At 61.3% G+C, this 26,152-nt stretch carries 23 protein-coding genes; 10 read left to right on the forward strand and 13 right to left on the reverse strand.

Annotated elements, in window-relative coordinates; all coding sequences use genetic code 11:
* Positions 1–204: 204 nt before the first annotated feature.
* From AEQ63_RS04630 to AEQ63_RS04675, 10 genes are all read right to left on the reverse strand, one after another.
* Positions 205–2,586 carry a TonB-dependent receptor plug domain-containing protein gene (locus tag AEQ63_RS04630; RefSeq protein WP_064361955.1) on the reverse strand — a complete coding sequence of 794 codons (2,382 nt, stop codon included), beginning with the start codon at positions 2,584–2,586 and terminating at the stop codon, positions 205–207.
* A gap of 259 nt (positions 2,587–2,845) precedes the next feature.
* The gene (locus AEQ63_RS04635; protein WP_064361956.1) at positions 2,846–3,511 is read right to left on the reverse strand and encodes a sulfite oxidase-like oxidoreductase; all 666 of its coding nucleotides are present in this window, start codon (positions 3,509–3,511) and stop codon (positions 2,846–2,848) included.
* An 81-nt stretch (positions 3,512–3,592) separates the two neighbouring features.
* On the reverse strand, positions 3,593–4,648 hold the full coding sequence (locus AEQ63_RS04640) for a substrate-binding domain-containing protein (RefSeq protein ID WP_064361957.1): 1,056 nt from the start codon (positions 4,646–4,648) through the stop codon (positions 3,593–3,595).
* A gap of 24 nt (positions 4,649–4,672) precedes the next feature.
* Positions 4,673–5,698: an ABC transporter permease gene (locus AEQ63_RS04645; RefSeq protein WP_064361958.1), complete on the reverse strand. Its 1,026-nt coding sequence runs from the start codon at positions 5,696–5,698 to the stop codon at positions 4,673–4,675.
* The gene (locus tag AEQ63_RS04650) at positions 5,691–7,259 is read right to left on the reverse strand and encodes a sugar ABC transporter ATP-binding protein (RefSeq protein WP_064361959.1); all 1,569 of its coding nucleotides are present in this window, start codon (positions 7,257–7,259) and stop codon (positions 5,691–5,693) included. Before AEQ63_RS04650 ends, AEQ63_RS04645 begins: the two co-directional genes overlap by 8 nt.
* Positions 7,256–7,927, reverse strand: a complete 672-nt coding sequence (locus AEQ63_RS27705) for a methionine ABC transporter permease (RefSeq protein ID WP_042609673.1) — start codon at positions 7,925–7,927, stop codon at positions 7,256–7,258. Before AEQ63_RS27705 ends, AEQ63_RS04650 begins: the two co-directional genes overlap by 4 nt.
* Positions 7,924–8,724, reverse strand: coding sequence for a methionine ABC transporter ATP-binding protein (locus AEQ63_RS04660; RefSeq protein ID WP_123418523.1), 801 nt, complete (start codon positions 8,722–8,724; stop codon positions 7,924–7,926). Before AEQ63_RS04660 ends, AEQ63_RS27705 begins: the two co-directional genes overlap by 4 nt.
* Positions 8,721–9,530 (reverse strand): MetQ/NlpA family ABC transporter substrate-binding protein, encoded by an 810-nt coding sequence (locus AEQ63_RS04665; protein WP_064361960.1) that lies wholly within the window; start codon positions 9,528–9,530, stop codon positions 8,721–8,723. The genes AEQ63_RS04660 and AEQ63_RS04665 overlap by 4 nt, the downstream gene beginning before the upstream one ends.
* A gap of 27 nt (positions 9,531–9,557) precedes the next feature.
* Positions 9,558–10,604: an isopenicillin N synthase family dioxygenase gene (locus AEQ63_RS04670; protein WP_064361961.1), complete on the reverse strand. Its 1,047-nt coding sequence runs from the start codon at positions 10,602–10,604 to the stop codon at positions 9,558–9,560.
* Between the two features lie 157 nt (positions 10,605–10,761).
* On the reverse strand, positions 10,762–11,784 hold the full coding sequence (locus AEQ63_RS04675) for a LacI family DNA-binding transcriptional regulator (protein WP_064362053.1): 1,023 nt from the start codon (positions 11,782–11,784) through the stop codon (positions 10,762–10,764).
* 178 nt (positions 11,785–11,962) lie between these two features.
* Between AEQ63_RS04675 and AEQ63_RS04680 the strand changes: the two genes are divergently transcribed.
* The 3 genes from AEQ63_RS04680 to AEQ63_RS04690 are packed head-to-tail and all read left to right on the forward strand — an operon-like array spanning position 11,963 to position 15,507.
* Positions 11,963–13,153 (forward strand): Gfo/Idh/MocA family protein, encoded by a 1,191-nt coding sequence (locus AEQ63_RS04680; RefSeq protein ID WP_064361962.1) that lies wholly within the window; start codon positions 11,963–11,965, stop codon positions 13,151–13,153.
* Positions 13,143–14,225, forward strand: coding sequence for a sugar phosphate isomerase/epimerase family protein (locus AEQ63_RS04685; RefSeq protein WP_064361963.1), 1,083 nt, complete (start codon positions 13,143–13,145; stop codon positions 14,223–14,225). Before AEQ63_RS04680 ends, AEQ63_RS04685 begins: the two co-directional genes overlap by 11 nt.
* Before the next feature lie 43 nt (positions 14,226–14,268).
* The gene (locus AEQ63_RS04690; protein ID WP_064361964.1) at positions 14,269–15,507 is read left to right on the forward strand and encodes a nucleoside permease; all 1,239 of its coding nucleotides are present in this window, start codon (positions 14,269–14,271) and stop codon (positions 15,505–15,507) included.
* Between the two features lie 75 nt (positions 15,508–15,582).
* On the opposite strand, the gene AEQ63_RS04695 is transcribed toward AEQ63_RS04690, so the two are convergent.
* Complete coding sequence (locus AEQ63_RS04695) at positions 15,583–15,879, reverse strand: hypothetical protein (RefSeq protein WP_042609596.1); 297 nt, start codon at positions 15,877–15,879, stop codon at positions 15,583–15,585.
* Between the two features lie 1,033 nt (positions 15,880–16,912).
* Here AEQ63_RS04695 and AEQ63_RS04700 point away from each other — a divergent pair.
* Both AEQ63_RS04700 and AEQ63_RS04705 read left to right on the forward strand, forming a co-directional pair.
* Positions 16,913–17,749 carry an AraC family transcriptional regulator gene (locus AEQ63_RS04700; protein WP_042609595.1) on the forward strand — a complete coding sequence of 279 codons (837 nt, stop codon included), beginning with the start codon at positions 16,913–16,915 and terminating at the stop codon, positions 17,747–17,749.
* Between the two features lie 54 nt (positions 17,750–17,803).
* Positions 17,804–18,400: a LysE family translocator gene (locus AEQ63_RS04705; RefSeq protein WP_064361965.1), complete on the forward strand. Its 597-nt coding sequence runs from the start codon at positions 17,804–17,806 to the stop codon at positions 18,398–18,400.
* Here the strand turns inward: AEQ63_RS04705 and AEQ63_RS04710 are convergent.
* Positions 18,397–19,167: an AraC family transcriptional regulator gene (locus AEQ63_RS04710; RefSeq protein WP_064361966.1), complete on the reverse strand. Its 771-nt coding sequence runs from the start codon at positions 19,165–19,167 to the stop codon at positions 18,397–18,399. The genes AEQ63_RS04705 and AEQ63_RS04710 overlap by 4 nt on opposite strands.
* Positions 19,168–19,389: 222 nt before the next feature.
* Here AEQ63_RS04710 and AEQ63_RS04715 point away from each other — a divergent pair, with 222 nt between their 5' ends.
* The 5 genes from AEQ63_RS04715 (at position 19,390) to AEQ63_RS04735 (ending at position 25,865) form a co-directional block, all read left to right on the forward strand.
* Positions 19,390–21,015: an APC family permease gene (locus AEQ63_RS04715; protein ID WP_064361967.1), complete on the forward strand. Its 1,626-nt coding sequence runs from the start codon at positions 19,390–19,392 to the stop codon at positions 21,013–21,015.
* 22 nt (positions 21,016–21,037) lie between these two features.
* Entirely contained in the window at positions 21,038–21,964 is a 927-nt protein-coding gene (locus AEQ63_RS04720; RefSeq protein ID WP_064361968.1) for a 4-hydroxyproline epimerase, read from the forward strand.
* Between the two features lie 54 nt (positions 21,965–22,018).
* A complete protein-coding gene (locus tag AEQ63_RS04725) occupies positions 22,019–22,966 on the forward strand; it encodes a dihydrodipicolinate synthase family protein (protein WP_064361969.1) in 948 nt (315 codons plus the stop codon).
* Between the two features lie 63 nt (positions 22,967–23,029).
* A complete protein-coding gene (locus AEQ63_RS04730) occupies positions 23,030–24,622 on the forward strand; it encodes an aldehyde dehydrogenase (NADP(+)) (RefSeq protein ID WP_064361970.1) in 1,593 nt (530 codons plus the stop codon).
* A complete protein-coding gene (locus AEQ63_RS04735; RefSeq protein WP_064361971.1) occupies positions 24,612–25,865 on the forward strand; it encodes an NAD(P)/FAD-dependent oxidoreductase in 1,254 nt (417 codons plus the stop codon). Before AEQ63_RS04730 ends, AEQ63_RS04735 begins: the two co-directional genes overlap by 11 nt.
* On the opposite strand, the gene AEQ63_RS04740 is transcribed toward AEQ63_RS04735, so the two are convergent.
* Positions 25,862–26,071, reverse strand: a complete 210-nt coding sequence (locus AEQ63_RS04740) for a DUF2945 domain-containing protein (protein ID WP_064361972.1) — start codon at positions 26,069–26,071, stop codon at positions 25,862–25,864. The genes AEQ63_RS04735 and AEQ63_RS04740 overlap by 4 nt on opposite strands.
* Between the last annotated feature and the right edge of the window lie 81 nt (positions 26,072–26,152).

A 26,152-nucleotide genomic window follows, 5' to 3' on the forward strand; every position in this document is an offset into this window, starting at 1 on the left:
CCCAGAGGGAGAGGGGACTGATTGGGGGATATTCAGCATCTGCACCGACCTGAAAAGACTTCAGTGAATCCACAATCGACCCGGTTCTTCAGGTCGATGGATGACGCAAGAAACCTCGGTCGGCCCCCTCTCCCTTTGGGAGAGGGCTGGGGTGAGGGGCGGGGTTTGACGCCGATTTCAGGCTGGAGCCCCAAGCCGGCGGCATCAGAAACCATAAGTAACCCGGGCGTAGTAATACGCGCCGTTGGTACCGATGGGTGACAGCACGTCGTACGGCAGGTTGCCGCCATAATTGATCGCTGAGCCCGAGCGCTCAGGGTAGTTATCGGTGAGGTTGTTGCCGCCCACAGCGAGGTTGAATGTCGGGGTGAATTTGTATGCCACCTCCGCATCCAGCTGCCACACCGCGCCGTAGGTCTGCTCGGGTTGCGAATCACCGAAATCGAACACGCGGGTGGTCTCGCCCTGGCGGGTCAGGCGTCCGAGCAGGCCCCAGTGTTCGCTTGTCCAGTTGGCGGAAAACACGACGCGATCCTTCGGCGCGGCATCGGTCAGGGTGTTGGTCTCCTCGACGCCAACCAGAGCATCATTGCCGATGCCCAGTGCGGTCAGTTGCGACGGCGTGCCCTTGGTGCTGGTGACTTTGGTGTGGTTGTAGGTATACGCGGTGGTCAGGCCGAGTTGCCCTTCATACAACGGCTGGTGATAGTTGAGCACCAGTTCGGCGCCATCGGTGCGGGTGTCGGCGGCGTTGGTGAAGAAGTTGACGTCGTGGACGCCGGCCACGCCAAAGTTGTCGTCGATGTAACTTTCAAGCGCATCGTTGCCGATCCGCTGCGACAGGGTGATGCGGTCTTTGACGTCGATGCGGAACACGTCCAGCGACGCGTCGAAGCGTTCGTTCAACTGAAAAGTCAGACCGAGGCTGAAGTTCTTCGAGGTTTCCGGATCAAGCTTTTCAGCGCCGAGGGCGCGGGCGATCGGGTCGTTGACCGAGAGCACGCGGATGTCCGTCAGCGTACCGCCATCGCCGAAGTTGCTGGTGGTGTGCTGGAAGCCACTTTGCGCCAGCGAAGGTGCGCGGAAGTTGTTCGACACTGCGCCACGCAAGGCCCACTGTTGCGTCAGTTTGTAGCGGCCACTGAGCTTGCCGGTCAATTTGCTGCCGGCGTCATCGTAATGTTCCCAGCGTGTGGCAGCGTCGATGAAGAAGCGCTCGGTGAGATCGCCGGACAATTCGGCATAGGTGCCGAACACGTTGCGATCCAGATCCGACTCTTCGCTCGGGCGCAGACCGTTGGCACCATCCGCGCCGGCACCGACATAGGATGCTGCATCACCCGCGTAGGTCAGGTAGTTTTCGTAGCGGTATTCGCCACCGACTGCCAAGACGAACGAGCGCTCGCCAAGACGCAACTCACGGCTGAAATCGAGGTTGCCAGTAGTCTGGCGCAGTTCGTAGTCGCCGGTATCGAACCTGGTCGGCGAGTCCTCGCCAAGGCTGACGTTGAGGGTGCGCCGGGTCGAGCCTTCGAAGCGGTTGCGGCCATGGGTGACACTGCTGTCGAAGTCCCATTCTTCCCCGATCAAGCCCTTGAAGCCGGCGGTGGCAGAGATGTCCTTGTTGTCGCCCAACGACTGCGGCAGGTAACCGTTGGGGTAGAACTGCGGTTGCTCGTACGGGTAGCGATAGAACGCGGCGCCCGTGGTGTGGCGCTGGTTGTAGGTACCGAAGCTGTAGAGCTTGCCAGCGGCCAGCGGCAGTTCTCCGTTGAACCAGGCGTTGACGTCGCGCGCGAGGCCGTCGCCCATCACATAGTTGCGCTGTCCCGGGGTATCGGCGAAGCCATCGAAGCCGGCCCGGTTGGTCGGGTTGCGATTCTTGTATTCCGTGCCGCCGCGAATGAAACCGCCCTCCTCCCCCAGGCGTGTGCCGATCTTGGCCGTGGTCACGCTGTTCTGGCCGTCGGTGGTGGTTTTGTCGATCGCGTCCTGACGGGTGTGATAAGCGCCGTAACTGGTCGAGACTTCGCCGCCTTCGGGGGCGTCGTCGAGGATGATGTTGATCACCCCGGCGATCGCATCGGAGCCGTACTGCGCACCGGCACCGTCACGCAGTACCTCGATGCGCTTGATCGCGCTGAGCGGAATCGAGTTGAAATCCACTGGCGCAGTACCACGACCGATTTTCGACGAATCGTTGACCACCGCCGAGGTATGCCGACGCTTGCCGTTGACCAGCACAAGCACCTGATCGGGGCTCATGCCTCGCAGTTGCGCGGCGCGCACGTGGTCAGCACCGCCCGAGTTGGACTGACGCGGCAGGCTGAAGGACGGCAGCAGCGTCTGCAATGCCGCCCCCAGTTCACCGCCCGCAGCGCCGGCGGACTTGAGATCTTCGGCGGTCAGCACGTCCACCGGCACCGGCGAATCCAGCACCGTACGCGATGTACCGCGGGTACCGGTGACCAGCACGGTTCCGAGGCGGGATTCATCTTCGGCAGAAGTCTCTTCAGCTTGAGCAGGAAGTTGCCAGATCGCTGTCACAACAGCAGCGGCCAGTAATGAACGGGAACGGTAATGCATGTATCAGCTCCTTGAATTGCAGTTAATACCTGGCCGTTTGCCGACACTAAAAGGACGGCAATGAATGCGTAGTAATGGCTGCTGTAGTTTGGGTTTTATTACATCGGTTAATTATCTAAACACCAGTCTCTGATTGCAGATGTCCGTGTAGGAGTGAGCCTGCTCGCGATAGCGGTCTAGAATCGGACAATGATGTCGACAGATATAACGCTATCCCCAGCAGGCGAAGGCCCACATGTCGATCTGTGTTGGATAATGCTTAATCGAACTCCTTTTCCAGCCAGGCATCTTCGGCGATATCCAGTTCTTCACCACTGAAACGCTGTTCGGCAAACGGGTCAGCATATAAATGAAAGCCGTTTTGTTCCCAAAAACCCGGTTGTTCCTGCGCCACAAATTCAAGGCCGCGTAACCATTTCGCGCTTTTCCAGAAGTATCGTCCCGCTATTACCAGCCGCAGTGGCCAGCCATGTTGCGCAGTCAGCGGTTGGCCGGCGTAGTGGGTGGCCAGCAAACTTTGCGGGTGCAATAAATCGTCGAGTAACAAGTTGGTCTGGTAATCGGGGTCGGCATGGGCCATGACATACGACGACGTCGGCTGGATATCGAAAGCCTGCAACAAATCCTGCAGGTGTACTCCGCCCCACTCGGTATCGAACTTCGACCAACGCGTCACGCAATGGATATCGCAGCGCAAGACCCGTTGCGGCAGCGCCTGCAAATCGGCGTAACGCAATTCGATTGGCCGGTCGAGCGTGCCGAACAGACGTAATGACCAGTCGCCCGTATCGTATTCGGGCACCGCACCTTCATGCAGAATCGGAAAGCGCTCCGTCAGCACCTGCCCCGGCGGCAGGCGATTGCCGGACGCCGGATCCACTTTCGGAGAACGGCTTTTGCGTAAGCGTGAAGCCTTAGTGTGCATCTTCACTCCTTGTCCGAAGGTCACCCATCCCTGTGGGAGCGAGCAGGCTCGCTGCCACCAGAACAATGTGGCGGCGATGTTCTAATTCGCGACCGGAATCCACGACGCCCGCGCCACATTCGCGGTATCGCCGAACGCCGGGAGCTTTTGCGCCAGATCACGGACATTGTTCACGTCCAGATCCAGCAACTGCTGGCGGGTGATCAGCGTCGGAGGCACAAGTACCTGGTGACCCGGATCCTCACCGGCGATCAGCATCGCCAGGCTGCGTACGCTGATCGCCCCGGCGACCTGCGGATTGACCGCTGCCGTCGCCGCCCAGGCGCTGCCCGGTTCTTTCATGATCTGGATGTCGGCAGTGGAAATGTCGGCACTGTAGATCTTCACTCGACTGGCCAGCCCGGCTTCATCGACGGCGATTTTCGCGCCCTTGGCGAACTCGTCGAACGGCGCAAAGATCACGCTGATGTCTGGATTGGCGCGCAGTACGGCGCTGGCCTGATCCGCCACGGAATTGGCAATCGGCGGATTCAACGTACCGAACCGGGCCTTTTCCACGATGCCCGGATTGGCTTTTTTGACCTGACTCCAGATCTCGTCGCGCCGCTCCATCGGTGTAAAGCCGCTGATGTAGACGTAACCGGCATCGAAGCGCGTGCCGTTGTCCTTGACCGCCTGATCCAGCGCCAGGCGTGCCAGTGCATGGTGATCCTGTTCGACTTGAGTCACCTGCGGTGTGTCCAGGTCGACATCGAACGCAACAACCTTGATGCCCTTGGCAATGGCTCGCTCGATGGGTGCCTTGAGGGTCTCCGCCAACCCGAGCTGGACGATGATCCCGTCGACTCCCAGCGCCGTCGCCTGATCGATCATCTCGCCCTGACTCGCCGCCTGCTGCCGCGCATCGAACACCCGCAGACTGGCGCCCAGCGCTGCGCTCTGCTGCTCCACCCCACGCAGATAGGCCTCAGGAAAATCCCCGGAAAACAGATAACCCACCAGCGCGATCTGCACCTGGCCCTGGTCGAACGGCGCCGGTGCGCCGGGCAGGGCTTTGGCCTGTGCGCTCAATGTCACCGCCGAAAACACAGCGACGGCAAAGCAACGGCGGACGAATGGGGTGATTGAACCGTGCATACAACTTCCTTGGCTGAAAGCGGCTCATCGCACCCGATGCGCGAGGCCGAAAGTGAACATCAGGGCGAGCACCAGCACCAGGCCCTTGACGAAATCCTGCGCGTAATACGGCGCGTTGAGCATGGTCAGGCCATTCAGCAGCGAGGCCACCAGCAGCGCACCGACCAGGGTGCCAAAAGCGTTCGGCTTCTTCGCGCCGAGCACGGCAAAACCAATCAATGCGGCGCCCAGCGCATCGAGCACCAAACCATTGCCTGAGCTGACATCGCCACGCCCGAGCCGCGCCGCGAGTAACAGACCGCCAAGCGCAGCCAGCAACGCTGAGAGCACGTACGCCAGCAGTTTGAACCGCTGCACCGGCGCACCCGCCAGTCGCGCCGCCTGCTCGTTGCCGCCGATGGCGTAGAACAGCCGACCGATGCGCGTGCGCTCGAGAAACAGCCAGACGGCCAGTGCGACCAGCGCGCTGATCAACACCGGAATCGGCACCACCTCCCACAAACGTCCGCGTCCCAAGGCGAGAAACCCGGCACTGAAGCTGCCTTCGGCTTCCGCACCGTTGGGAAGCGTCATGCCCACGGCAATAGAACGCCCCCCAGTGGGAATCAGTTGCACGCCGATCACCAGAAACATGCTGCCCAGCGTCGCCAGAATGTCCGGCACCCGCAGTCTGACGATCAGCCAGCCGTTGAGCAGTCCGACCAGCGCGCCGCCCGCCAGGCTGATCAGCACTGCCGGCAGCGCCCCCCAGCCGAGCACCACCATGACGTAACTGGCAATCATCAAACTCATGGCGGCCACTGCGCCGATCGACAGATCCAGTCCGCCGACGGCCATGGTCAACGTCACACCCAATGCCAGCAGCGCGACGATCGATACCGATTGCAGGATGCTGAACAGATTGCCAACCCGTAGAAACGCTGGCTCCGCGACGCTGAAAACCACCACGATCAGCGCGAGCAGCCACAACAGGCCATAGCGGATCAGTGCTTGTAAAAAGCGCTCGGCGGGTGCCGGCGCGTGCGCGAGCAGTGAATGTGGATCAGGCACTGACGGTGCTCCTTGGCGCGGTTTGAGGAGAATGTTGACGGATCCCGGAGCCGGCCAATGCGGCGACCAGGGTGGCGCGATTCAGAGCGGCTCGCGAGTATTCGGCAACCACCGTGTGATCACGCACGAGCAGGACGCGATCGGCGATTTCCAGCGCTTCATCGACATCGGCGCAAATCACCAGCGTCGCCCTGCCCTGGGGGCTGTCGCGCAGCAGTTGGCCGATCTCGCGGCGAGCGCGCACGTCGACGCCTTGAAACGGCTCATCGAGGATCAATACCCTGCCCTCGCCCATCAGCCAGCGACCGAGGATGACTTTCTGCTGGTTGCCACCGGACAGCGCCGCCATCGGCACGTCGATGCCGACGGTATTGATGCCCAACGCTGCGACCTGCGCTTGCACCGCGGCCGCTTCGGCGCGATTGCGGATGAAACCGGCGCGAGTGAAGCGTTCGAGAAATGGCAGGGTCAGCGTGCGCCGCAAGGAAAAATCCGCCACCAGCGATTGATTGGCACGGTCTTCGGCTGCGTAAAACACGCCGCTGCGAATGGACTCGCGGGGCGAGCGCGGCAGCCACTCGGCACCATTGAGCTTGACCCCGCCCGCAGCCGGTTTGCGCAGGCCGAATAACACCTCGGCGATCTCGCTTTTACCGGCACCCAGCAATCCGCTCAGTACCACCACTTCGTTTTCGCGCAGGGTCAGATCGAAGGGTTGCGACTGCGGGAGGATTTTCATCCCGTGCACTTCCAGCACCGCGCGCCCCGGCAGACGCGGGGTGTAGCGATGCGCAGCCAGCGCCTGACCGAACATGACGTGCACCGCTGCGGGCAACTGCTGCGCAGTGAACTCACCGGCCAGTCGCCCGTCACGCAAGACAATGGCGCGATCGGCGACCCGCTGCAGGTCTGAAAGACGATGGGAGATGTACACGATCGCTACGCCTCGACCACGCAAGGTGTCGATCACCCCGAACAGTCGCTGCGCTTCCGCATCCGATAACGCCGCCGTCGGTTCATCGAGAATCAGCAGGCGCGGCTGTAACGCAAAGGCCCGCGCCAACACTACGAGTTGCCGTTCCGCCTGGCCGAGTTGCTCGACGGGCTGCTCCAGCGGCAATGTCAGCCCGAGGCCTGCAGCAATGTTCCCGGCGCGGGTCAGCAGACGCTGACGATTGAGCCAGAAGTCCGTCTCAGGCCTGCACAGCTCATCGAGCAGCAGGTTCTCCGCCACGCTCAAGCCCGGCGCAATGCCTTCGTTGATCTGCTGATGCACCGCAACGATGCCGACACGCCGCGCCGACAGCGGTGAACTGAACTGTCGCCGTTCACCCTCGACGAGGATTTCGCCGCTGTCCGCTGGCTGACTGCCGGCGAGTATTTTCACCAGCGTCGACTTGCCCGCACCGTTGGCACCGAGCAAGGCGACCACTTCGCCGGGATGGATATCGAGGCTGACTCGATCCAGCGCGCGCTGCGCGCCAAAACGCTTGCTCAATTCCCGCACGCGAATCAGCGGTTCACGGAGCATGGCGACCGGCTCACTCCTGTGTTTGCTCATCGCCGATGCGCCAGCGAACGCACCCATCGATCACCGAGGCTTTGCACGCCCTGGACCAGAATCACCAGCACCACCACCGTCGCCACCATCACCTCGTTGTTGAAGCGCTGGTAGCCATAACGAATGGCCAGATCGCCCAGCCCGCCGCCACCGATCACCCCGGCCATGGAGGAAAAGCCGATCAGCATCACCAGCGTCAAGGTGATGCCGGCGAGCAAGGCCGGCAACGCTTCGGGCAGCAGCACTTTGAAAATCACGTCGCGAATATCGCCGCCCATGGCGAGGATGGCTTCGATGCGCCCGCCGTCGACTTCGTCCAGCGCGTTCTCGACGATACGTGCAAAAAACGGAAAGGCACCGATGGTGATCGGCACCACGGCCGCGGTGCTGCCCAGGGTCGTGCCGACCACCAACCGGGTCAGCGGGATCAAGGCGATCAGCATCACCACAAATGGCAACGAACGACCAAGGTTGACCAGACCGCTCACCGCCGCATTGAAACGCGGCAGCGGCATCAATCCGTGGCGACGGCTGATGAACAGCAGCACGCCCAGCGGCAAGCCGATCAGCAACGTGAACAGCCCGGCGAGCAAGACCATGTAGACCGTTTCGCCCGTGGCGGTGAGCAGCAATTGAAGGATTTCATCCCAGTTGATCGAGCGGTTCATGACTGGGCCGCCCGCACGCCGTATTGCCTGAGAAAGCTCAGCCCGGGCGCATCGTGACCCAGCGGCAAGCCACAGGTCGGGCGTAGCGATTGACCGAGAGACGATTGCGTATCCGCCAGCAGACGCGGCACCGGCCCGGCTTCGACGATGCGCCCGTTGGCCATGTAGGCGGCGTGGTCGCAGATCGCTTTGACCACCTCCAGCTCGTGGGTGATCAGCACGATGGTCACGCCCAACTGGCGGTTGATGTCGCGCAGCAGTTGAAGAATCGACTCGGTGGTTTGCGGATCGAGGGCGCTGGTCGCTTCGTCCGATAGCAGATAGGCCGGCTCCGCTGCCAAGGCGCGGGCGATACCGACGCGCTGCTTCTGGCCGCCTGACAATTGCGAAGGAAACGCTTGCGCCTTGTCGCTCAGGCCGACCAGTTCCAACAGCTCGCGAACCCGCACATGCCGCCACGGTTTGCCGACCTTGGCGATCTCCAGCGGCACCGCGATGTTGTCGAATACCGTGCGCGAATGCAGCAGGTTGAAACCCTGAAATATCATGCCGATGCGCTGGCGTTGCTGGCGCAGTTCGCTATCGGACAGCGTCAGCAGATCCACGCCATCCAGCACAACCCGCCCGCTGTCCGGGCGTTCGAGCAGATTGAGGCAGCGCAGCAACGTCGATTTGCCTGCGCCGCTGCGTCCGAGAATGCCGTACACCGCGCCGTCGGGGATATTCAGCGACACCTGATCCAGCGCCGGTGCCGAGGCCGAAGGGTAGGTTTTGCTCAACTGCTCGACGGCGATCATGGCTTGCCGCCCGCCACCGGAATCACCGAACCGGCAAAGTGCTCGGTGATGTATTTGGCGACCTGCGGCGAGGTCAGGTCTTTGGCCAGTTGCACGATGCGTGGATCGTTCTGCAGCTTGGGCGTGGTCACCAGAATATTGGCGTAGGGATTGTGCTCCGCCTTCTCCAACCCCAGCGCATCCCTGGCCGGCACCAGCCCGGCGTCGAGCGCGTAGTTGCCGTTGATCACGGCGAGGTCAACATCGTCGAGCGAGCGCGGCAGTTGCGGCGATTCGATTTCGAGGATTTTCAGCTGTTTCGGGTTCTCGGCAATGTCCTTGGGCGAGGCCTGGTCGGCGGCGGGGTCGCTGAAACCGGGCTTGAGCCTGATCAATCCGTTGTCCTGCAACAGGTACAGGGCGCGACTGAGATTGGTGACGTTGTTGGGAACGGCGACCGTGCCTTTCTCCGGCACGTCAGCGAAGTTTTTATGCCGCCGAGAGTAAATGCCCAGCGGTTCGATATGCACCGTAGCGGCCACCGCCAGTTTTTCGCCAAGGGCCTGTTCCTGGGATTTCAGATATGGCAGATGCTGGAAATAATTGGCGTCGACATCGCCGTGCACCAGCAACTCGTTGGAGTTCACGCCGTTGGGAATTTCGATGATGTCGAGCTTGAGCTGCGGATCGATTTTCTGGATGTAGGCGAGAATCTGCGCATGAGGCACCGGGTCCACGGCAACCCGCAACGGTTCCAGCGCCTGAGCGCCCCATGACGTCATCAGCGCGCCGAGCACGGTCAGGGTCAAACTTGCTTTTTTAATCATGAGCGCAGTCCTTGATCGAGGGGTGCATCAGGCAGTTTTGCGAACCGCCGCGGGAGGCAGCAGCGCGTCGGCGTAGAACTTTTGCGCAACATCCGGATGTGAGCGCAGACGGCCCTTGAGGTAGTTCCAGCCGACATCGCGAAACAGCGGATTGAGCGGATCGCTGGCCGGCCCCCGCGCCTTGCGAAGCAGCGCGGTGGGCAGCGGATACAGCGGCACCACGGCGTCGAGTTGCGCACCGAGAAAGAAGGCGATGGACAGGCGCTCGCTGCCCTCGGGCGGACTGACTACGCGATGCACAGTGGCGCGCAGATATCCGTTGCTGGCCAGCTCAAGCAATTCGCCGATGTTCACCACCAGGGTGTTCTCACGGGGTAGCGCGTCGATCCAGCGCCCCTCCTCGATTTCGACTTGCAGACCGGCCTGCTGGTCTTGCAGGAGAAAACTGAGAAAGCCGGAATCTTTGTGCGCTCCGACACCTTGCTGGCTGGCGTCGGCGGCCTGGCCGGGGTAGCGCATCAGCTTCACGTGTTCGTTGGGCTTGTCACCGTAGAGCTGGTCGAACGCATCGGCGCGCAATGACAACGCCTGAGCAAATGCGCGCAACAGACGCAGGGACATGCGGGTCATCGCCTGCTGCCATTCGAGGAGCAACGGCTTGAGTTCGGGCAACCCTGCCGGCCATTGGTTGGGGCCTTGCAGACGAGCCCAATATGGACTGTCGGCAGTCAGCGGCAGGGCTTCGCGCTCGGCGCCCAGATCGAACTGCTCGCGCAAATCGGGCTGGCCACGGGTGATCTCGGAAGCGGCGCGGTTGTAGCCGCGAAAGTGCGGCGAATTGAGCATGCCGACGGCGTGTTTTTCACTCTCGGGCAAGGCAAAGAATTGCCGGGCGAGCGCCTGTACCTGCTTGAGCAAGCTACTGTCGATGCCGTGGCCGGTGAGATAGAAAAAACCCACGTCACGCGCGGCATGGCGCAGGCTTTCAAGAAATTCGTAGCGCTGTTGCGCTGTGCCTTCGAACAGGGACAGGTCGAGGGTTGGCAATGTGCTGATGTCGAGGGTATGCGGCATGATTCACTCCCGTGTGAACCAAACCTGATGAGCCTTTGATCGATTCAGCGTGTGCCGTCATGGCAATCGGGGGTCAATCGGTTTGATGCGTTGATTCGTCGAGAGACAAAACTAAACGATCTTAAAAAAACCGATCCAATATCTTTTTCGCATTACCTTAGTTCTTCAGTGATTGTCCCTGTTCATCGAGAGTCGCCGTGCTGCCACGAGGTGTCAGCTCGAACGGCAGGATGACATGCCTCTCTGGCAGCGGCTGTTTTTCGATCAGGGCGATCAGCATCTCGACGGCTTTCTCACCGAAGGATTCGGCCGGTTGCGAAATAGTGGTCAGCGGCGGATCGCAATAGGCAGCCATTGGAATGTCGTCGAAGCCCACCAGGGAAATGTCATCAGGCACACGCAATCCCGCTTGGCGGATGCGCTTGAGCGCACCGATGGCCATTTCATCGTTTTCACAGAACAGCGCCGTGGGTCGCTCAGCCATTGCGAGCATTTTTTCCGCGCCTGCGAAGCCGGCCTCGAGGGTGAAGTTGCCATGGCAGATCAGTGCCTCGTCGAAGGCGATATCGGCTTCGCGCAATGCCGCTTCGTAGCCAGCCAGGCGATCTCGGGTCAGCGGGCTGTTCTTCGAGCCCTTGATCAGGCCGATGCGTCGGTGTCCCAATGCAATCAGGTGATCGGTCATGGCTTTGGCAGCGGCGACGTTGTCCAGGCTGATGGTCGGATAACGCCCGGCCTTGATCACTTCGCAAGCGTTGACGATGGGCGGCAGATCGGCGTCGGCCGGGGCGTTTTCGAACGGGTCGTAGGCGCGCAACTGGATCACGCCGTCGGCCTGATAGGCGTAGACCAGCTCGGCGAATTGCCGCTCCAGTTCTTCCCTGCCCTGGGTGTCGCAGAGCAGCAAGCGATAACCGGCCGCCTGCGCCGCTTGCTGCGCGCCGCTGATGACCCGGGCGAAAAAGGTGTTGGCGATGGTCGGCACCAGAATCACCAGATTGCCGGTGCGCCGCGAACGGAACTGCACGGCCATCAGATTAGGCCGATAGCCGGCCTGCTCCACGGCGGCCATGACGCGCTCACGGGTTGGCGCGAGGACGCGCTCGGGCGATTTCAACGTACGAGACACCGTCGCCACGGAAACGCCGGCGAGCCGAGCCACTTCGCGAATATTGGACAAAACCACCTCGTTGTTCATGTCGATCAGCCGCGGAGCTTACCGCAGGCGACGAGGGATCGAAACGCTGTCGATCATCCGCTGGCATTTGACACTCGGCTAATTCACGCCTAGATTTCGCCCACGATGTAACCGGTTACATCACTCATCAGAATTGCACCCAGCAACCGAGACGACTGCCATGTACGCTGCCGCAAAAAAAATAAGAATGGGTTTTGTCGGAGGCGGTGAAGGCTCCTTCATCGCCCGCGCCCACCGGCAAGCCGCCGGCCTCGATGGACGCTTCGAACTGGTCTGCGGCGCGTTCAGCCGCGACTCCGAGAACAATCAGCGCACCGCGGCCGCGCTGGGTCTGGCCACCGAGCGCTGTTACGACGATTGGCAAACCCTGCTCGCCCGCGAGGCCGCCCTGCCTGCCGAGCAGCGCATGCAACTGCTGATCATCGTTACGCCCAATCATCTGCACGCATCGATTGCCCGTGAGGCATTGAGCGCCGGTTTTCATGTGTTCAGCGAGAAACCCGCGGCGCTGAACCTGGCCGAGGTGCAGGCGCTGCATTCGGTGGTCGTTAACAGTCAGCGCATTTATGGCCTTGCGCACACTTACTTGGGTTACGCGATGGTCTGGCAGGCCCGCGAGATGGTCGCCAGCGGCGTGCTCGGGCACGTGCGCAAAGTCATCGTCGAGTATCCGCAAGGCTGGCTCAGCACCGACATTGCCGGGCTAGGCAACAAACAGGCCGGCTGGCGCGACGACCCGGCGCAATCCGGGATCGGCGGCTGCATCGGCGATATCGGCACCCATGCGTTTTCCCTCGCAGAGTTCGTCGCCGGGCAATCGATCCAGTTCATCAGCGCAATGCTCGGTGCGCATGTCGTGGGCCGGCAACTGGATGACGATGTGGCGATGTTGTTCAAGATGAACGACGGCGCCAGCGGTGTATTGCTTGCCAGCCAGGTCTGCGCCGGTGAAGAGAACCCGCTGAAGATTCGCGTCTACGGCGACAAGGGTGGGCTTGAATGGCGTCAGGAGGAGCCGGCCAGTCTGATTCATCGACCGTTGAACGAGCCGATGCGCGTTCTGCGATCCGGGGTCGGTCAGCCGTGGTTGTGCGCCGCCGCAAACCAGCGCATGCGCCTGCCCGCCGGGCATCCCGAGGGTTATCTGGAAGCCATGGCCAATCTGTACGGCGACCTCGCCGAGGCGATTCTCCAGGACACCCACGGTCATCAAGCTCCGGGCGTGCCGGGCATCGAGATCGGCTTGCGCGGCATGGCGTTTGTCGAAACTGCCATCGCCAATCACCTTGGCACCGAGAAGTGGAGCGAGATCCCCGGCCAACTCACAGGAGCCCCGCAGAATGAACAGTAATCAGCAGAACGCGACAGGCCTGAAAGGTCCGGGGATTTTCCTTGCGCAATTCATCGCCGACGAGGCGCCATTCGACTCGCTCGCCAACATCGCCGAATGGGCCGCGTCGCAAGGCTACAAAGCTATTCAGTTACCGACCCTCGGCACCCGCTTCATCGATCTGCAGCGCGCGGCGCATAGCCAGGAATATTGCGACGAACTCCTCGCCGTCTGCGCCCGCGCCGGTGTAGTCATCAGCGAGTTGTCGACGCACCTGCAAGGCCAACTGGTCGCGGTACATCCGGCGTTCGACAGCCTGTTCGACGACTTCGCCCCGCCCGCGCTGCGCGGCAAACCGCGCGAGCGCACCGAGTGGGCCATTGAGCAGTTGAAACTTGCTGCCCGCGCCAGCCAGCGTCTGGGCCTTACCGCTCACGCCACCTTTTCCGGCGCCCTGCTCTGGCCGTACGTCTATCCGTGGCCGCAACGTCCTGCCGGGCTCGTGGAGCAAGGCTTCGCCGAGCTGGGCAAGCGCTGGTTGCCGATCCTCGACTGCTTCGAAGAGGCTGGCGTTGATCTGTGCTACGAAATCCACCCTGGCGAAGACCTGCATGACGGCGCGTCGTTCGAGCAGTTTCTCGAAGCGGTGAATCATCACCCTCGCGCGGCAATCCTCTATGACCCGAGTCATCTGCTCCTGCAGCAAATGGATTACCTCGGCTTCATTGATCGCTACCACCAACGCATCCGCATGTTTCACGTCAAGGACGCCGAGTTCCGCCCCGATGCGCGCTCCGGCGTCTATGGCGGTTATCAGGGCTGGGTCGACCGTCCGGGGCGCTTCCGCTCGCTGGGCGACGGCCAGATCGATTTCAAATCGATCTTCAGCAAATTGTGCCAATACGACTTCAACGGCTGGGCGGTGCTGGAATGGGAATGCTGCCTCAAAGACGCCGCGCAGGGTGCGGCCGAAGGTGCGGCGTTCATCGAGCGGCACATGATCCGCAAGACCACCAAAGCCTTTGACGATTTCGCCGGGGTCAGCGCCGATGTTGCTTCCAACCGACACCTGCTCGGTCTGGCTGACGACTGATTTCATCCGCGTTACCGACATAAAAACAATACGGTGATCTGAAATGAACGTAATGAATGCGCGACTCAGCGTGATGATGTTTTTGCAGTTTTTTATCTGGGGTGGCTGGTTCGTCACCCTCGGCACCTTTCTGGCGACAACGCTCGCTGCCAGCGGTGGCCAGATCGGCATGGCCTTCGCCACGCAATCCTGGGGCGCGATTCTGGCGCCATTTGTCATCGGCCTGATTGCCGATCGATTCTTCAATGCCGAGCGCATTCTGGCGGTGCTGCATCTGCTCGGCGCGGTATTGCTTTATCAGCTTTATCGCGCGGCGGATTTCAGCGGGTTTTATCCCTATGTGCTCGCTTACATGATGGCCTACATGCCGACGCTGGCATTGGTCAACGCCGTAGCGTTCCGGCAGATCAAAGACCCGGCGCTGGAGTTCTCGCGCATTCGCGTGTGGGGCACGGTGGGCTGGATTGTCGCCGGCGTGGTTATCAGCTTCGTGTTTGCCTGGGACTCGCAACAAAGCATCGCGGCGGGTGGCTTGCGCAATACGTTTCTGATGTCCGCTGTGGCGTCGCTGCTGTTGGGGCTTTACAGCTTCAGCCTGCCGAACACTGCGCCGCTGAAAACTGCAGCAGGGGCATCTAGCCTGAAACAGATGCTCGGCGTCGATGCGTTGGCATTGCTCAAGGATCGCAGCTATCTGGTGTTCTTCCTCGCCTCGATCCTGATCTGCATTCCGCTGGCTTTCTATTACCAGAATGCCAACCCGTTTCTGGCTGAGATTGGCGTGACCAACCCGACGGCGAAGATGGCCATCGGTCAGGTCTCGGAAGTGCTGTTCATGCTGCTGTTACCACTATTCATTCATCGTTTCGGCATCAAGATCGCCCTGCTGGTGGGCATGGCTGCCTGGGCGCTGCGGTACGTGCTGTTTGCCTTCGGCAATAACGATGATCAAGCGTTCATGCTGCTGATCGGTATTGCCCTGCACGGTGTCTGCTATGACTTCTTCTTCGTTTCCGGACAGATCTACACCGATGCCAAGGCACCGGAACGCTTCCGCAGTTCGGCGCAAGGGCTGATCACCTTGGCCACGTACGGATTGGGCATGTTGATCGGGTTCTGGATTGCAGGGCGGATCACTGACCACTTCACTTCAAGTGCGGGTCATGACTGGACAAGTATCTGGCTGTTTCCCGCCGGTTTTTCTGTGGCGGTGCTGCTGTGTTTCTGGGCGACATTCAGGGGCCGCGATCGCGACAAAGCTGTGCTGCCGACGGCGGTTTGACTGAGGGTGTGCTTGAGTAATACGAATGCCGCCCGTAGTTGAGGCGGCATTCGCTGTCGACGCTCATTGTTGCGCTCAAGCAGTGCGGCGTTCTAGCAAGCGATCGGCACCGCCTTCAGCGACCCGATTGCCTTGCAGATGATCGGAACCGTCAGAGGCTACTGCGTCGCTGAACAGTGGATCGGTTTCGGTAGCAGCTACGGCGTCGCTGAACAACGGGTCAGTTTCGGTGGCCGCAACGGCGTCGCTGAACAGACGGTCGGTTTGAGTAGCGGCGACCGCGTCGCTGAACAGCGGGTCGGTTTCAGTGGCGGCGAAGGCATTCAGTGCAAAAACCGAGAAAGCGATACCGAGGATAGTCTGGCGTTTCATGATGATGTGCTCCGAGGTGCAGTGGTTGGGTATGGAGCCGATCTTACGCCGCGCCGCGGATATGAGAACTTCATTGACTTAATGGTTGTTATTGACGCGATCAATGATTAAAGAAAGGAAGGCCATTGTTTACCCACCCGACAAGCTGCTGCTTACGTGTTCAAGCGAAACGCCCTACAACGTCGATAGCGCAAGACTGACAAATCGTATTTCTGACAGCTTTACGCAAGCAAAAAAAGACCCGAATCGATCAAAACCGAAACGGGTCTTTCCCCACTCAGACGACCCTTATTTCAGGTCGTCAAAGTGGTCTCGCAGGAACTCGTAAAAGCGCAAGGCTTTCAACAATCTCCATACAAGGCTCAGCGTACGCAGCAAAAGCTTCATACGTTTTGGCCTCCAGGCTGGCGGCCAAACCTCCAGCAAACTTACCGGACCATGCGTGCCTTCAGCCGACTGGTTAGGGTGGCGGATGAGGCGGCCGGTTGAAGTCCCTTCGAGACATCATTCCGGCACGGGTGCGAATCCGCGTCGAAGGGCGTAAAACCTTTTGCGCCCCCGGTCAAACCTCTCAGCCGCTCTATCAGTTGAGCGCGGCCATGTTAACCTGAAAACCCCAAGACAAAAACGCCACTCACACCGTTATTCATCAAACATCGGTACGCCTTTGTTAAATGTTATTTCTGCCAGTTAACTTCAACAAACATAAACATACGAATTTCTTAGCAGGGCTGAAGACGCGCTTGTTTCTAACGTCTGTTCAACCGTTGCAAGGAACGGTAAAACTCCATACCATTGCAATCCTGGTTAGGGTGGCTGGTGAAGCACATGGCTTCGATCGCAAACCGAGGCCTACAAAAAAACCGCCCCGCGAAGGCGGTTTTTTTTTCGCCTGCATTTTCTGGTAACGCCCGATTCAAGACACCCTGTCTGAACCGAACCCCCTCCTCACTTGCACAAATCTTCTAAACCTTCTCCTCCCCCGCGCGGTATTGTAAAAACGCCCCTGCTCAACCGCCCCTGGAGTACTCCCATGGACAAACGCAACTGGATCTCCCTGTCCCAGGATGTCGATACCGGGATCGAGTCGATTCGTGCGCATTTCCGTGGGCATGCCTACGATCCGCACTGGCATGACAGCTTTCTCGTCGGGGTCACCGAGCAAGGCGTGCAGCAATTCAATTGTCGCCGTGTGCGTCATCGCAGCACGCCGGGGCATGTGTTCCTGCTCGAACCGGGTGAAATCCACGATGGCCACGCACCGACCGACGATGGCTTTACCTACTCGATGCTGTACCTCGATCCGTGCTGGCTGGAGCGCGAACTGCACGCGCTGTTCGAAGAGGCGCCCGCCGACAGTCAGCCAGGCTTTGCCGACACCTTGAGCCACGACCCGCGCCTATCGACTGCGATCGGACAAGCCTTCCACGCATTGCACGACGGTGACCTGCGCATCGTCCGCCAGACCGCCATCGATGGCCTGCTGGCGTCCCTCACCCGCCACCTCGACTGGCGCAAGCGTCAGGCCTTCGATCCGCGCCTGCCACTGGTTGCACAGGTCGCGCGGGACTATCTGCATGCCCACACCTATGAAGACATCGGCCTCGATGATCTTGCGCAAGCCTGTGGCGTAGACCGTTTTCGCCTGACCCGCGCATTCAAGGCCGCTTTCGGCCTGGCCCCCCACGCTTACCTGATCCAGTTGCGACTGGCCAAGGCGCGGCAATTGCTTGCACGCGGTGAGACCCCGGCGCAGGTCGCCAGCGTGCTCGGTTTTGCCGACCAGAGTCACTTGGGGCGCTGGTTCCGCCGCGCCTATCAACTGACCCCGGCGGACTACCGCAAACGCTGCTCAAATCTTCCAGACTGATGCTCCGCCCCTGACGATCATGGTGTCCTGTTTCGACTTTCAGGAATCTGCACCATGGCTTCTTTACTGCCCTTTCTGCTGTTTGCTTTCGTCGCCTCGATCACGCCGGGGCCGACCAATATTCTGGTGTTGAGCCACAGCTCTCGACGTGGGCTGATCGCGACGTTGCCGATCATTTTTGGCGCCTGTGGGGCGGCGGCGTTGATCGTCCTGGTGGTCGGGCTGGGCGCTGGCGAAACCCTGTTGCGCTTTCCCCGTGTGCAGCAAGCGATGGCCTGGGCGGGTGTGCTCTGGTTGAGCTGGCTGGCGTGGCAGATCTTTCGCAGTCCGCCGCCGTCGCTGGACCCGAATGCGCCACAAGAACAAGGCTTGAGCGTATTCGGCGCGGCGCTGCTGCAACTGGTCAATCCCAAGGTGTGGATGATGGCGGTGGCCGTGGTCAGCGTATTTGTAGGCGGCGGCGACAAGACGTTGCGCCTGCTGGTGTTGTCAGTGGCGTTTCTGCTGGTGTCGTTGCCGTGCATGACTCTCTGGGCGTTGCTCGGCGTCGGCAGCGCACGGCTGCTCGGTTCACCGCAGGCATTCAAGCGGATGAACGCGGCACTGGCCTTTCTCCTGCTGCTCTCGGCCTGGCTGACGGTGTTGGTCTAATGCCCGGTCGCCTGACGGAATTCGCGCGGGGTAAACCCGGTCGAGGCCTTGAACTGGCGGGTAAAAGCGCTGTGATCGGTATAACCGCATTGCAGCGCAACCTCAGTGATCGGCAAGTCGCTGTGCAACAAGCGATGCGCGTGTTCCAGGCGGACTTTCTGAATCATCTGCCGTGGCGTCAGGTGAAAAACCCGCTTGCAGTAGCGCTCCAGTTGCGCCACGGAAATCCCGGCGATCCGCGTCAGTTCAGCCAGCGTCACCCGCCGATGGAAGTTGCCACGAATGTATTCGTCTACAGCCGCCAGGCGCTCGAACGCCGGGTGGGTTTCGCTGGCTGACTGCAAATCCACCGAGATCCCCACCAGGCCGATGATCAGCCCTTCGCGATCGTAGATGGGTCGTTTGTGGGTCAGGCACCAGCCCGGTTCGCGACTGCCGTACAGGTGCAGTTCGAGCTGATCCTCCAGCACGAAACCTTCCTCCAGCACCTTGCGATCCTGCTCGGTGTACCCCGGGCCCAACTGCGCCGGGAACACCTGCGCACTGGTCTTGCCGAGCAACGGGCGCAGGTCCTTCAAGCCACAACGCTGCACCAGCGTGCGATTGGCCAGCACATAGCGCGCTTGCAGGTCCTTGATGAAGATCGCCGCATTGGGGATCACATCGAGTATCGGCAACAGCTGCGCGGCAGCGGCGACCATCTCTTCCAGCGTCTGCGGACGCAAGCCGTCAGTGCTCTGGCACAGGATCGAAAACGCAGACTGCATCAAAGACTTCCTCCTCGAAATGAACCGCCAGAAAAGCCATTCGCGAGCAGATTGCAGCAACGTTGCGGCCCTGTCGAGGCCGCGCATTCATTGGCGCCATTGTGCTGAATTCGTCATCGATACCGGCAAAAACATCAATCGCCGCCGCCGTCGACCGGTGCAAAGTCTGGTCGTCCCCCGTGACACAACTGCCTATCCAATAACTCACAAGAAGGCGATGCCATGTCAGGCCAAGGCAAGTTCAAAAAACAGCTTTCATTGATCGACCTCACCTTTATCGGACTCGGAGCAATCTTCGGTTCCGGCTGGTTGTTCGCCGCCAGCCATGTCTCGGCGATTGCCGGTCCGGCGGGGATCTTCTCCTGGTTGCTGGGCGGTTTCGCCGTGTTGCTGCTGGGCATCGTCTACTGCGAACTGGGCGCCGCATTGCCCCGTGCCGGCGGGGTGGTGCGCTACCCGGTTTACTCCCACGGCCCGCTGCTCGGCTACCTGATGGGTTTCATCACGCTGATCGCGTTTTCCAGTCTGGTGGCGATCGAAGTGGTTGCCTCGCGCCAATACGCGGCGGCGTGGTTTCCCGGCCTGACCAAGGCTGGCAGCGGCGATCCGACAATCCTCGGCTGGCTGGTGCAGTTCGGCCTGCTCTGCGTGTTTTTCCTGCTCAACTACCGCAGCGTGAAGACCTTCGCCAAGGCCAACAATCTGGTCAGCGTGTTCAAATTCATCGTGCCGCTGCTGGTGATCGGCGTGCTGTTCACCTTCTTCAGACCGGAGAATTTCCAGGTTCAGGGATTCGCCCCGTTCGGACTGTCTGGCGTGGAGATGGCGGTCTCCGCTGGCGGGATCATCTTTGCCTACCTGGGCCTGACGCCGATCATTTCCGTGGCCAGCGAAGTGAAGAATCCACAGCGCACCATTCCCATCGCACTGATTCTCTCGGTGCTGCTGTCGACCCTGATCTACGTGCTGCTGCAAATGGCCTTTCTCGGCAGCATTCCCACGGAAATGCTCGCCAACGGCTGGGCCGGCATCAGCAAGGAGTTCGCCCTGCCTTATCGCGACATCGCCCTGGCGCTCGGTGTTGGCTGGCTGGCCTGGCTGGTGGTCGCCGATGCGGTGATCTCGCCGAGCGGCTGCGGCAACATCTACATGAACGCCACTCCGCGAGTGATCTACGGCTGGGCGCAAACCGGTACCTTCTTCAAGGTCTTCACCCACATCGACGAAAAGTCCGGCATTCCGCGTCCGGCGCTGTGGCTGACCTTCGCCCTGTCGGTGTTCTGGACCCTGCCGTTTCCATCGTGGGAAGCGCTGATCAACGTGGTCTCCGCGGCGCTGGTATTGAGTTATGCGGTAGCGCCCGTGTCGGTCGCTGCACTACGTCGCAATGCGCCGGACATGCCGCGCCCGTTCCGGGTCAAGAGCATGGGCCTGCTCGGGCCGGTGTCGTTCATCATCGCCGCGCTGATCGTCTACTGGTCGGGCTGGAACACCGTGTCGTGGCTGCTCGGCCTGCAAATCCTGATGTTTGTCATCTACCTGCTCTGCGGCCGTTTCGTGCCGACGGCGCACCTGAGTCTGACGCGTCAGGTGCGTTCATCGGCGTGGCTGATCGCGTTCTACGCGGTGACCATCGTGCTGTCGAAACTCGGCACCTTCGGCGGCCTGGGCATCCTCGCTCACCCATTCGACACGATCGTCGTCGCCGCTTGCGCCACGGGCATTTACTACTGGGGCGCGGCGACCGGCGTGCCGGCGCATCTGCTGCGTCTGGACGACGAGGACGAGGAAAGCGAAAGCCCTGCACCCTCGCCCACCGTCAACGCCCGCCCTGCCGGCGCCTACTGAAATCATCCAACGGGATCTCTTCATGAAACGAGTACACGTCATTGACTCCCACACCGGCGGCGAACCGACGCGGCTGGTGATGAGCGGCTTCCCCGAGCTGTCCGGCAACAGCATGGCCGAGAAACGCGATGCCCTGCGCAGCCAGCACGACCAGTGGCGGCGCGCCTGTCTGCTCGAACCGCGCGGTAACGATGTGTTGGTCGGCGCGCTGTATTGCCCGCCGGTGTCGACGGACGCCACCTGCGGGGTGATTTTCTTCAACAATGCCGGATATCTGGGCATGTGCGGCCACGGCACCATTGGCCTGATCAATTCGTTGCAGCATCTGGGAAAAATCCAGCCGGGCGTGCACAAGATCGACACCCCGGTGGGGCAAGTCAGCGCGACGCTGCACGACGATGGCTCGGTCACCCTCGGCAACGTACCCGCTTACCGGTACCGCAAGCAGGTGCCGGTGGACGTGCCCGGTTTTGGTCGCGTAGTCGGTGATATCGCCTATGGCGGCAACTGGTTTTACCTCGTCTCCGAACATGGCCAGACACTGACCATGGACAACGTCGAACACCTTACGGCGTACACCTGGGCGATGCTCAAAGCGCTGGAAGATCAGGGCATCTTTGGCGAAGACGGCGCGGTCATCGACCACATTGAACTGTTCGCCGACGACGCCAATGCCGACAGCCGCAACTTCGTCATGTGCCCCGGCAAAGCTTACGACCGATCGCCGTGCGGCACCGGCACCAGCGCCAAACTCGCCTGTCTGGCCGCCGACGAAAAATTGCAACCCGGCGCGCCGTGGATCCAGGCGAGCATCACCGGCAGCCAGTTCGGAGGCCGTTTCGAATGGGAAGGTGAACGCATTCGCCCGTTCATCACCGGCCGCGCCTACATGACCGCCGACAGCACCCTGCTGATCGATGACAGCGACCCGTTCGCGTGGGGCATCTGAGCCGCCACGCCGATTTTCCACCCCGAATCAAACGCAATGCCAAGGAGTTGAACCATGAGCGACAATATCTTCACCGGTTGCATGCCGGCCCTGATGACCCCGTGCACCGCCCAGCGCAAACCGGACTTCGATGCGCTGGTGGCCAAGGGGCGCGAGCTGATCGATATCGGCATGAGCGCCGTGGTCTATTGCGGCTCGATGGGCGACTGGCCGCTGCTCACCGAAGCCGAGCGCCAGGAAGGCGTGGCACGGCTGGTCGCTGCCGGGGTTCCGACCATTGTCGGCACCGGTGCGGTGAACTCCCGTGAGGCGGTTTCCCACGCAGCACACGCGGCGAAAGTCGGCGCGCAAGGCCTGATGGTCATTCCGCGCGTACTGTCCCGAGGCGCCTCGGCGACCGCGCAAAAGGCGCACTTCGCCGCCATCCTGCAAGCCGCGCCGAATCTGCCGGCGGTGATCTACAACAGTCCTTACTCCGGCTTCGCCACCCGCGCCGAGCTGTTTTTCGAATTGCGTCGAGAATACCCGAACCTGATCGGCTTCAAGGAGTTCGGCGGCGGCGCGGACCTGCGCTATGCAGCCGAGAACATCACCTCCAAGGACGATGACGTGACGTTGATGGTCGGCGTCGATACGCAAGTCGTCCATGGTTTCGTCAACTGCAACGCCACCGGCGCCATCACCGGCATCGGCAACGCCCTGCCCCGCGAAGTGCTGCAACTGGTGGCGCTGAGCAAGCAGGCGGCGCAGGGCGATGCCAAGGCTCGGCGTCAGGCGCGGGAGCTGGAATCGGCGCTGGCGGTGCTGTCGTCATTCGACGAAGGCTGTGATCTGGTGCTGTATTACAAACACCTCATGGTGCTCAACGGCGACAAGGAATACACCCTGCACTTCAACGAAACCGATGTGCTGAGCGACTCGCAACGCCGCTATGCCGAGAAGCAGTATTCGCTGTTCCGTCACTGGTATGAAAACTGGTCCGCCGAGCAGAACTTCGCCTGACCGCCACCTGCCGCGGATCGACACGACTCGCGGCAGGCCTCGCTCATTTCACAGGAAGACACCATGACTCTGACGGGCAACATGCTGATCGGCCAACAGTCCGTGGCGGGCAATCGTCCAGCCTTTCGCGGGATCAATCCGGCGACCAACCAGGCACTTGAACCAGAGTACGCCGGCGCGTCGGCCGAGCAGGTGGAACAGGCCTGCGCCCTGGCCTGGGCAGCACAAGACGAATATCGCGAAACCAGCCTGCGTGACCGCGCAGCATTTCTCGAATGCATTGCCGAGCACATCGAAAAACTTGGCGATGAACTGATCGAACGCGCCCACGCAGAAACCGGATTGCCGCGCGCACGCCTCCAGGGCGAACGCGGCCGCACCTGCTCGCAATTGCGCCTGTTCGCCCGCACGGTGCGCGCCGGTGAATGGCTGGACGTGCGCGTCGACACTGCGCAACCGCAACGCCAACCGCTGCCGCGTTCGGACCTGCGCCAGCGACAGATTGCCTTGGGGCCGGTCGCGGTGTTTGGTTCGAGCAACTTCCCGCTGGCATTTTCCGTCGCCGGCGGCGATACCGCTGCGGCACTGGCGGGCGGTTGCCCGGTGATCGTCAAAGCGCACAGTGCGCATCCAGGCACCAGCGAACTGGTCGGCCGCGCGGTGGCGCAAGCGGTCAAGGCCTGCAATTTGCCCGAAGGCGTGTTTTCGTTGTTGTTCGATTCGGGCTATGAAGTGGGTATTGCACTGGTCAGCGACTGGCGCATCAAAGCCGCTGGTTTCACCGGTTCACGCAATGGCGGTCTGGCCTTGATGAAAGCCGCGCAGGCGCGGCCGGAGCCGATTCCGGTGTATGCGGAAATGAGTTCGATCAACCCGGTATTGCTGTTTCCTGCTGCGCTGGAAAATCGCACGCAGGCGCTGGCCGAAGGGTTTGTCGCGTCGCTGACGCTGGGCGCCGGGCAGTTCTGCACCAACCCAGGGTTGCTGATTGCCCGCAAAGGTCCGGCGCTCGACAGGTTTCTCGGCGCCGTTGCGAAGCTGATCGCAAGCAGTCCGGTGCAAACCATGCTGACGCCCGGCATCTTCAGCGCTTACCAAGCAGGCGTGACGGCGTTGCAAGACAATCCCCGTGCACGCGCCGTGGCGGCTGGAGAGATCGGCAACGGCCCGAATCAATGTCAGGCACAGGTGTTCAGCACCGAGGCGGCGGATTTTCTTGCCGATCAACGTTTGCAGGCTGAGGTGTTCGGCGCTGCATCGCTGATCGTGCAATGCAGCAGCGACGAAGAAATCCGTGAGGTCTGCGCACACCTCGAAGGCCAACTGACCGCGACCCTGCACGTGGACGACGCCGACCTTGCACTGGCGCGCGCGTTGCTGCCAACCCTGGAGCGCAAGGCCGGACGCCTGCTGGTCAACGGCTGGCCGACCGGCGTGGAAGTCTGCGAGGCGATGGTGCATGGCGGGCCTTACCCGGCGACCTCGGATGCGCGCAGCACCTCGGTGGGCACCGCAGCGATCCTGCGTTTCCTACGGCCGGTGTGCTATCAGGATTTCCCCGACAGCCTGCTGCCGACGGAACTGCAACAGACCAATCCGCTGCACCTGCGGCGGCTGCTCGATGGTCAACGGGAAACGACACGCCATGGCGAATAATCCTTCGCACGACATCGCCGTGGTCGGCGCGGGGATCATCGGCGTCGCTTGCGCAGTGCGTCTGGCGCGCCAGGGCCTGCGCGTGGTGGTCATCGATCAGCAGGAACCGGGCCATGGCGCTTCGTTCGGCAACGCCGGGCATCTGGCCACCGAGCAGGTATTCCCAATCGCTGACGTGTCGATCCTCAAGCGCTTGCCGGCCATGTTGATGGACCCGATGGGGCCGTTGCGTCTGGACTGGAAGTACCTGCCGCGCGCCCTGCCGTGGTTTACCCGATTGTTGCTGAACCTGCGGCCTGAGCCTTTTCAGCAAACCGTTGCAGGTTTGCGTGCGCTCAATGAAAGCAGCCTGGATGCGTGGCAGCGCTTGCTGAGTGATATCCAGCGCCCGGATCTGCTCAAGGTTGACGGCTCGTTGCTGGTGTTTGAAAAGCCTGAATCCCGGCAGGCCATCGAAGCCTTGCAGTCACGCCTGAAGCTGCAGCAAGTGCCGATGGATTACTGGCAGGCCGGAGCAATCCGCGAGACGGCGCCGCAGCTCAGCGAGCAGCTTCAGGGCGGACTGTTTTTCCCGCGTACCGGGCATTTCCTCGATCCCTATCGGGTGGTGTGCGCACTGGTCGAGGCGGCTCGCAGCAGCGGCGTGAGTTTTCTCCGGCAGCAGGTTCAGGGCGGCTACGTGCAGGAAAACGGTGTTTTGTTGGTGACCGGCAATGGTGGTGTAACGGCGCGCCGCGTACTGCTCGCCTGCGGCGCGCATTCGGCGAAACTCACCGCCGCGTTGACCGGCAAACAGGTGCCGCTGGACACCGAACGTGGCTATCACCTGATGCTGCCGCACGAGCATGATCGCCTGCCCTTCCCTGTCACCTCGCTGGAACGCAAATTCATCATGACGCCGATGCGCGAAGGCCTGCGCCTGGCCGGCACGGTCGAGTTCGCCGGACTGGAGCGACCAGCCAACATGGCGCGCGCCTGGCAGTTGCAGCGCTTGAGCCAAGGTCTGTTTCGCCATGACCTGAACGCTGATGGCGCAACACCGTGGATGGGCTTTCGCCCGTCGCTACCGGATTCGCTGCCGGTGATCGATCAGGTCTGCGACGGCAAGGTGTTGCTTGCTTTCGGTCACCAACATCTGGGGCTGACCCAGGCGGCGGTGACGGCGGAGATGATCGGGCAGATGGTCTCGGGCGCCACCGTCGCGTTGCCCGACATTGAGCCCTACCGACTGGAACGTTTTTAAGCGTGCTTCAGCGCGTCGCCGTGATGCATGGCGAGGTGGCCGGTCTTGTCGCTCTTGACCTCGTATTGCGGCGCGTCTTTCGAGGCCGGGCGGTGGCGGCCCATGAACTCGGTGTCACGGGTGTGCACCTTGACCACTTTGCCTTGAATCTCGCCGGCCTCGGAATTCCAGCGCACCGCGTCACCGACCTTGAATGAGCTGCTCATCATTGCCTCCTCACCTCTGGCTTGTTGCTGTATGGAGCCACACGCGTCGGAGAAATTCCGCTTTTTTGCGAGGCGACCACC

Origin of the sequence: Pseudomonas sp. RIT-PI-o, assembly GCF_001297215.1 — a bacterium.
GTDB classification, from domain to species: Bacteria; Pseudomonadota; Gammaproteobacteria; order Pseudomonadales; family Pseudomonadaceae; genus Aquipseudomonas; species Aquipseudomonas moraviensis_A.

Excerpts from the sequence above, each read along its gene's own strand:
- AEQ63_RS04630 (WP_064361955.1), bottom strand. The coding sequence starts at position 2,586 with ATGCATTACCGTTCCCGTTCATTACTGGCCGCTGCTGTTGTGACAGCG.
- AEQ63_RS04635 (WP_064361956.1), bottom strand. The coding sequence starts at position 3,511 with ATGCACACTAAGGCTTCACGCTTACGCAAAAGCCGTTCTCCGAAAGTG.
- AEQ63_RS04640 (WP_064361957.1), bottom strand. The coding sequence starts at position 4,648 with ATGCACGGTTCAATCACCCCATTCGTCCGCCGTTGCTTTGCCGTCGCT.
- AEQ63_RS04650 (WP_064361959.1), bottom strand. The coding sequence starts at position 7,259 with ATGAGCAAACACAGGAGTGAGCCGGTCGCCATGCTCCGTGAACCGCTG.
- AEQ63_RS27705 (WP_042609673.1), bottom strand. The coding sequence starts at position 7,927 with ATGAACCGCTCGATCAACTGGGATGAAATCCTTCAATTGCTGCTCACC.
- AEQ63_RS04660 (WP_123418523.1), bottom strand. The coding sequence starts at position 8,724 with ATGATCGCCGTCGAGCAGTTGAGCAAAACCTACCCTTCGGCCTCGGCA.
- AEQ63_RS04665 (WP_064361960.1), bottom strand. The coding sequence starts at position 9,530 with ATGATTAAAAAAGCAAGTTTGACCCTGACCGTGCTCGGCGCGCTGATG.
- AEQ63_RS04670 (WP_064361961.1), bottom strand. The coding sequence starts at position 10,604 with ATGCCGCATACCCTCGACATCAGCACATTGCCAACCCTCGACCTGTCC.
- AEQ63_RS04680 (WP_064361962.1), top strand. The coding sequence starts at position 11,963 with ATGTACGCTGCCGCAAAAAAAATAAGAATGGGTTTTGTCGGAGGCGGT.
- AEQ63_RS04685 (WP_064361963.1), top strand. The coding sequence starts at position 13,143 with ATGAACAGTAATCAGCAGAACGCGACAGGCCTGAAAGGTCCGGGGATT.
- AEQ63_RS04690 (WP_064361964.1), top strand. The coding sequence starts at position 14,269 with ATGAACGTAATGAATGCGCGACTCAGCGTGATGATGTTTTTGCAGTTT.
- AEQ63_RS04695 (WP_042609596.1), bottom strand. The coding sequence starts at position 15,879 with ATGAAACGCCAGACTATCCTCGGTATCGCTTTCTCGGTTTTTGCACTG.
- AEQ63_RS04700 (WP_042609595.1), top strand. The coding sequence starts at position 16,913 with ATGGACAAACGCAACTGGATCTCCCTGTCCCAGGATGTCGATACCGGG.
- AEQ63_RS04705 (WP_064361965.1), top strand. The coding sequence starts at position 17,804 with ATGGCTTCTTTACTGCCCTTTCTGCTGTTTGCTTTCGTCGCCTCGATC.
- AEQ63_RS04710 (WP_064361966.1), bottom strand. The coding sequence starts at position 19,167 with ATGCAGTCTGCGTTTTCGATCCTGTGCCAGAGCACTGACGGCTTGCGT.
- AEQ63_RS04715 (WP_064361967.1), top strand. The coding sequence starts at position 19,390 with ATGTCAGGCCAAGGCAAGTTCAAAAAACAGCTTTCATTGATCGACCTC.
- AEQ63_RS04720 (WP_064361968.1), top strand. The coding sequence starts at position 21,038 with ATGAAACGAGTACACGTCATTGACTCCCACACCGGCGGCGAACCGACG.
- AEQ63_RS04725 (WP_064361969.1), top strand. The coding sequence starts at position 22,019 with ATGAGCGACAATATCTTCACCGGTTGCATGCCGGCCCTGATGACCCCG.
- AEQ63_RS04730 (WP_064361970.1), top strand. The coding sequence starts at position 23,030 with ATGACTCTGACGGGCAACATGCTGATCGGCCAACAGTCCGTGGCGGGC.
- AEQ63_RS04735 (WP_064361971.1), top strand. The coding sequence starts at position 24,612 with ATGGCGAATAATCCTTCGCACGACATCGCCGTGGTCGGCGCGGGGATC.
- AEQ63_RS04740 (WP_064361972.1), bottom strand. The coding sequence starts at position 26,071 with ATGAGCAGCTCATTCAAGGTCGGTGACGCGGTGCGCTGGAATTCCGAG.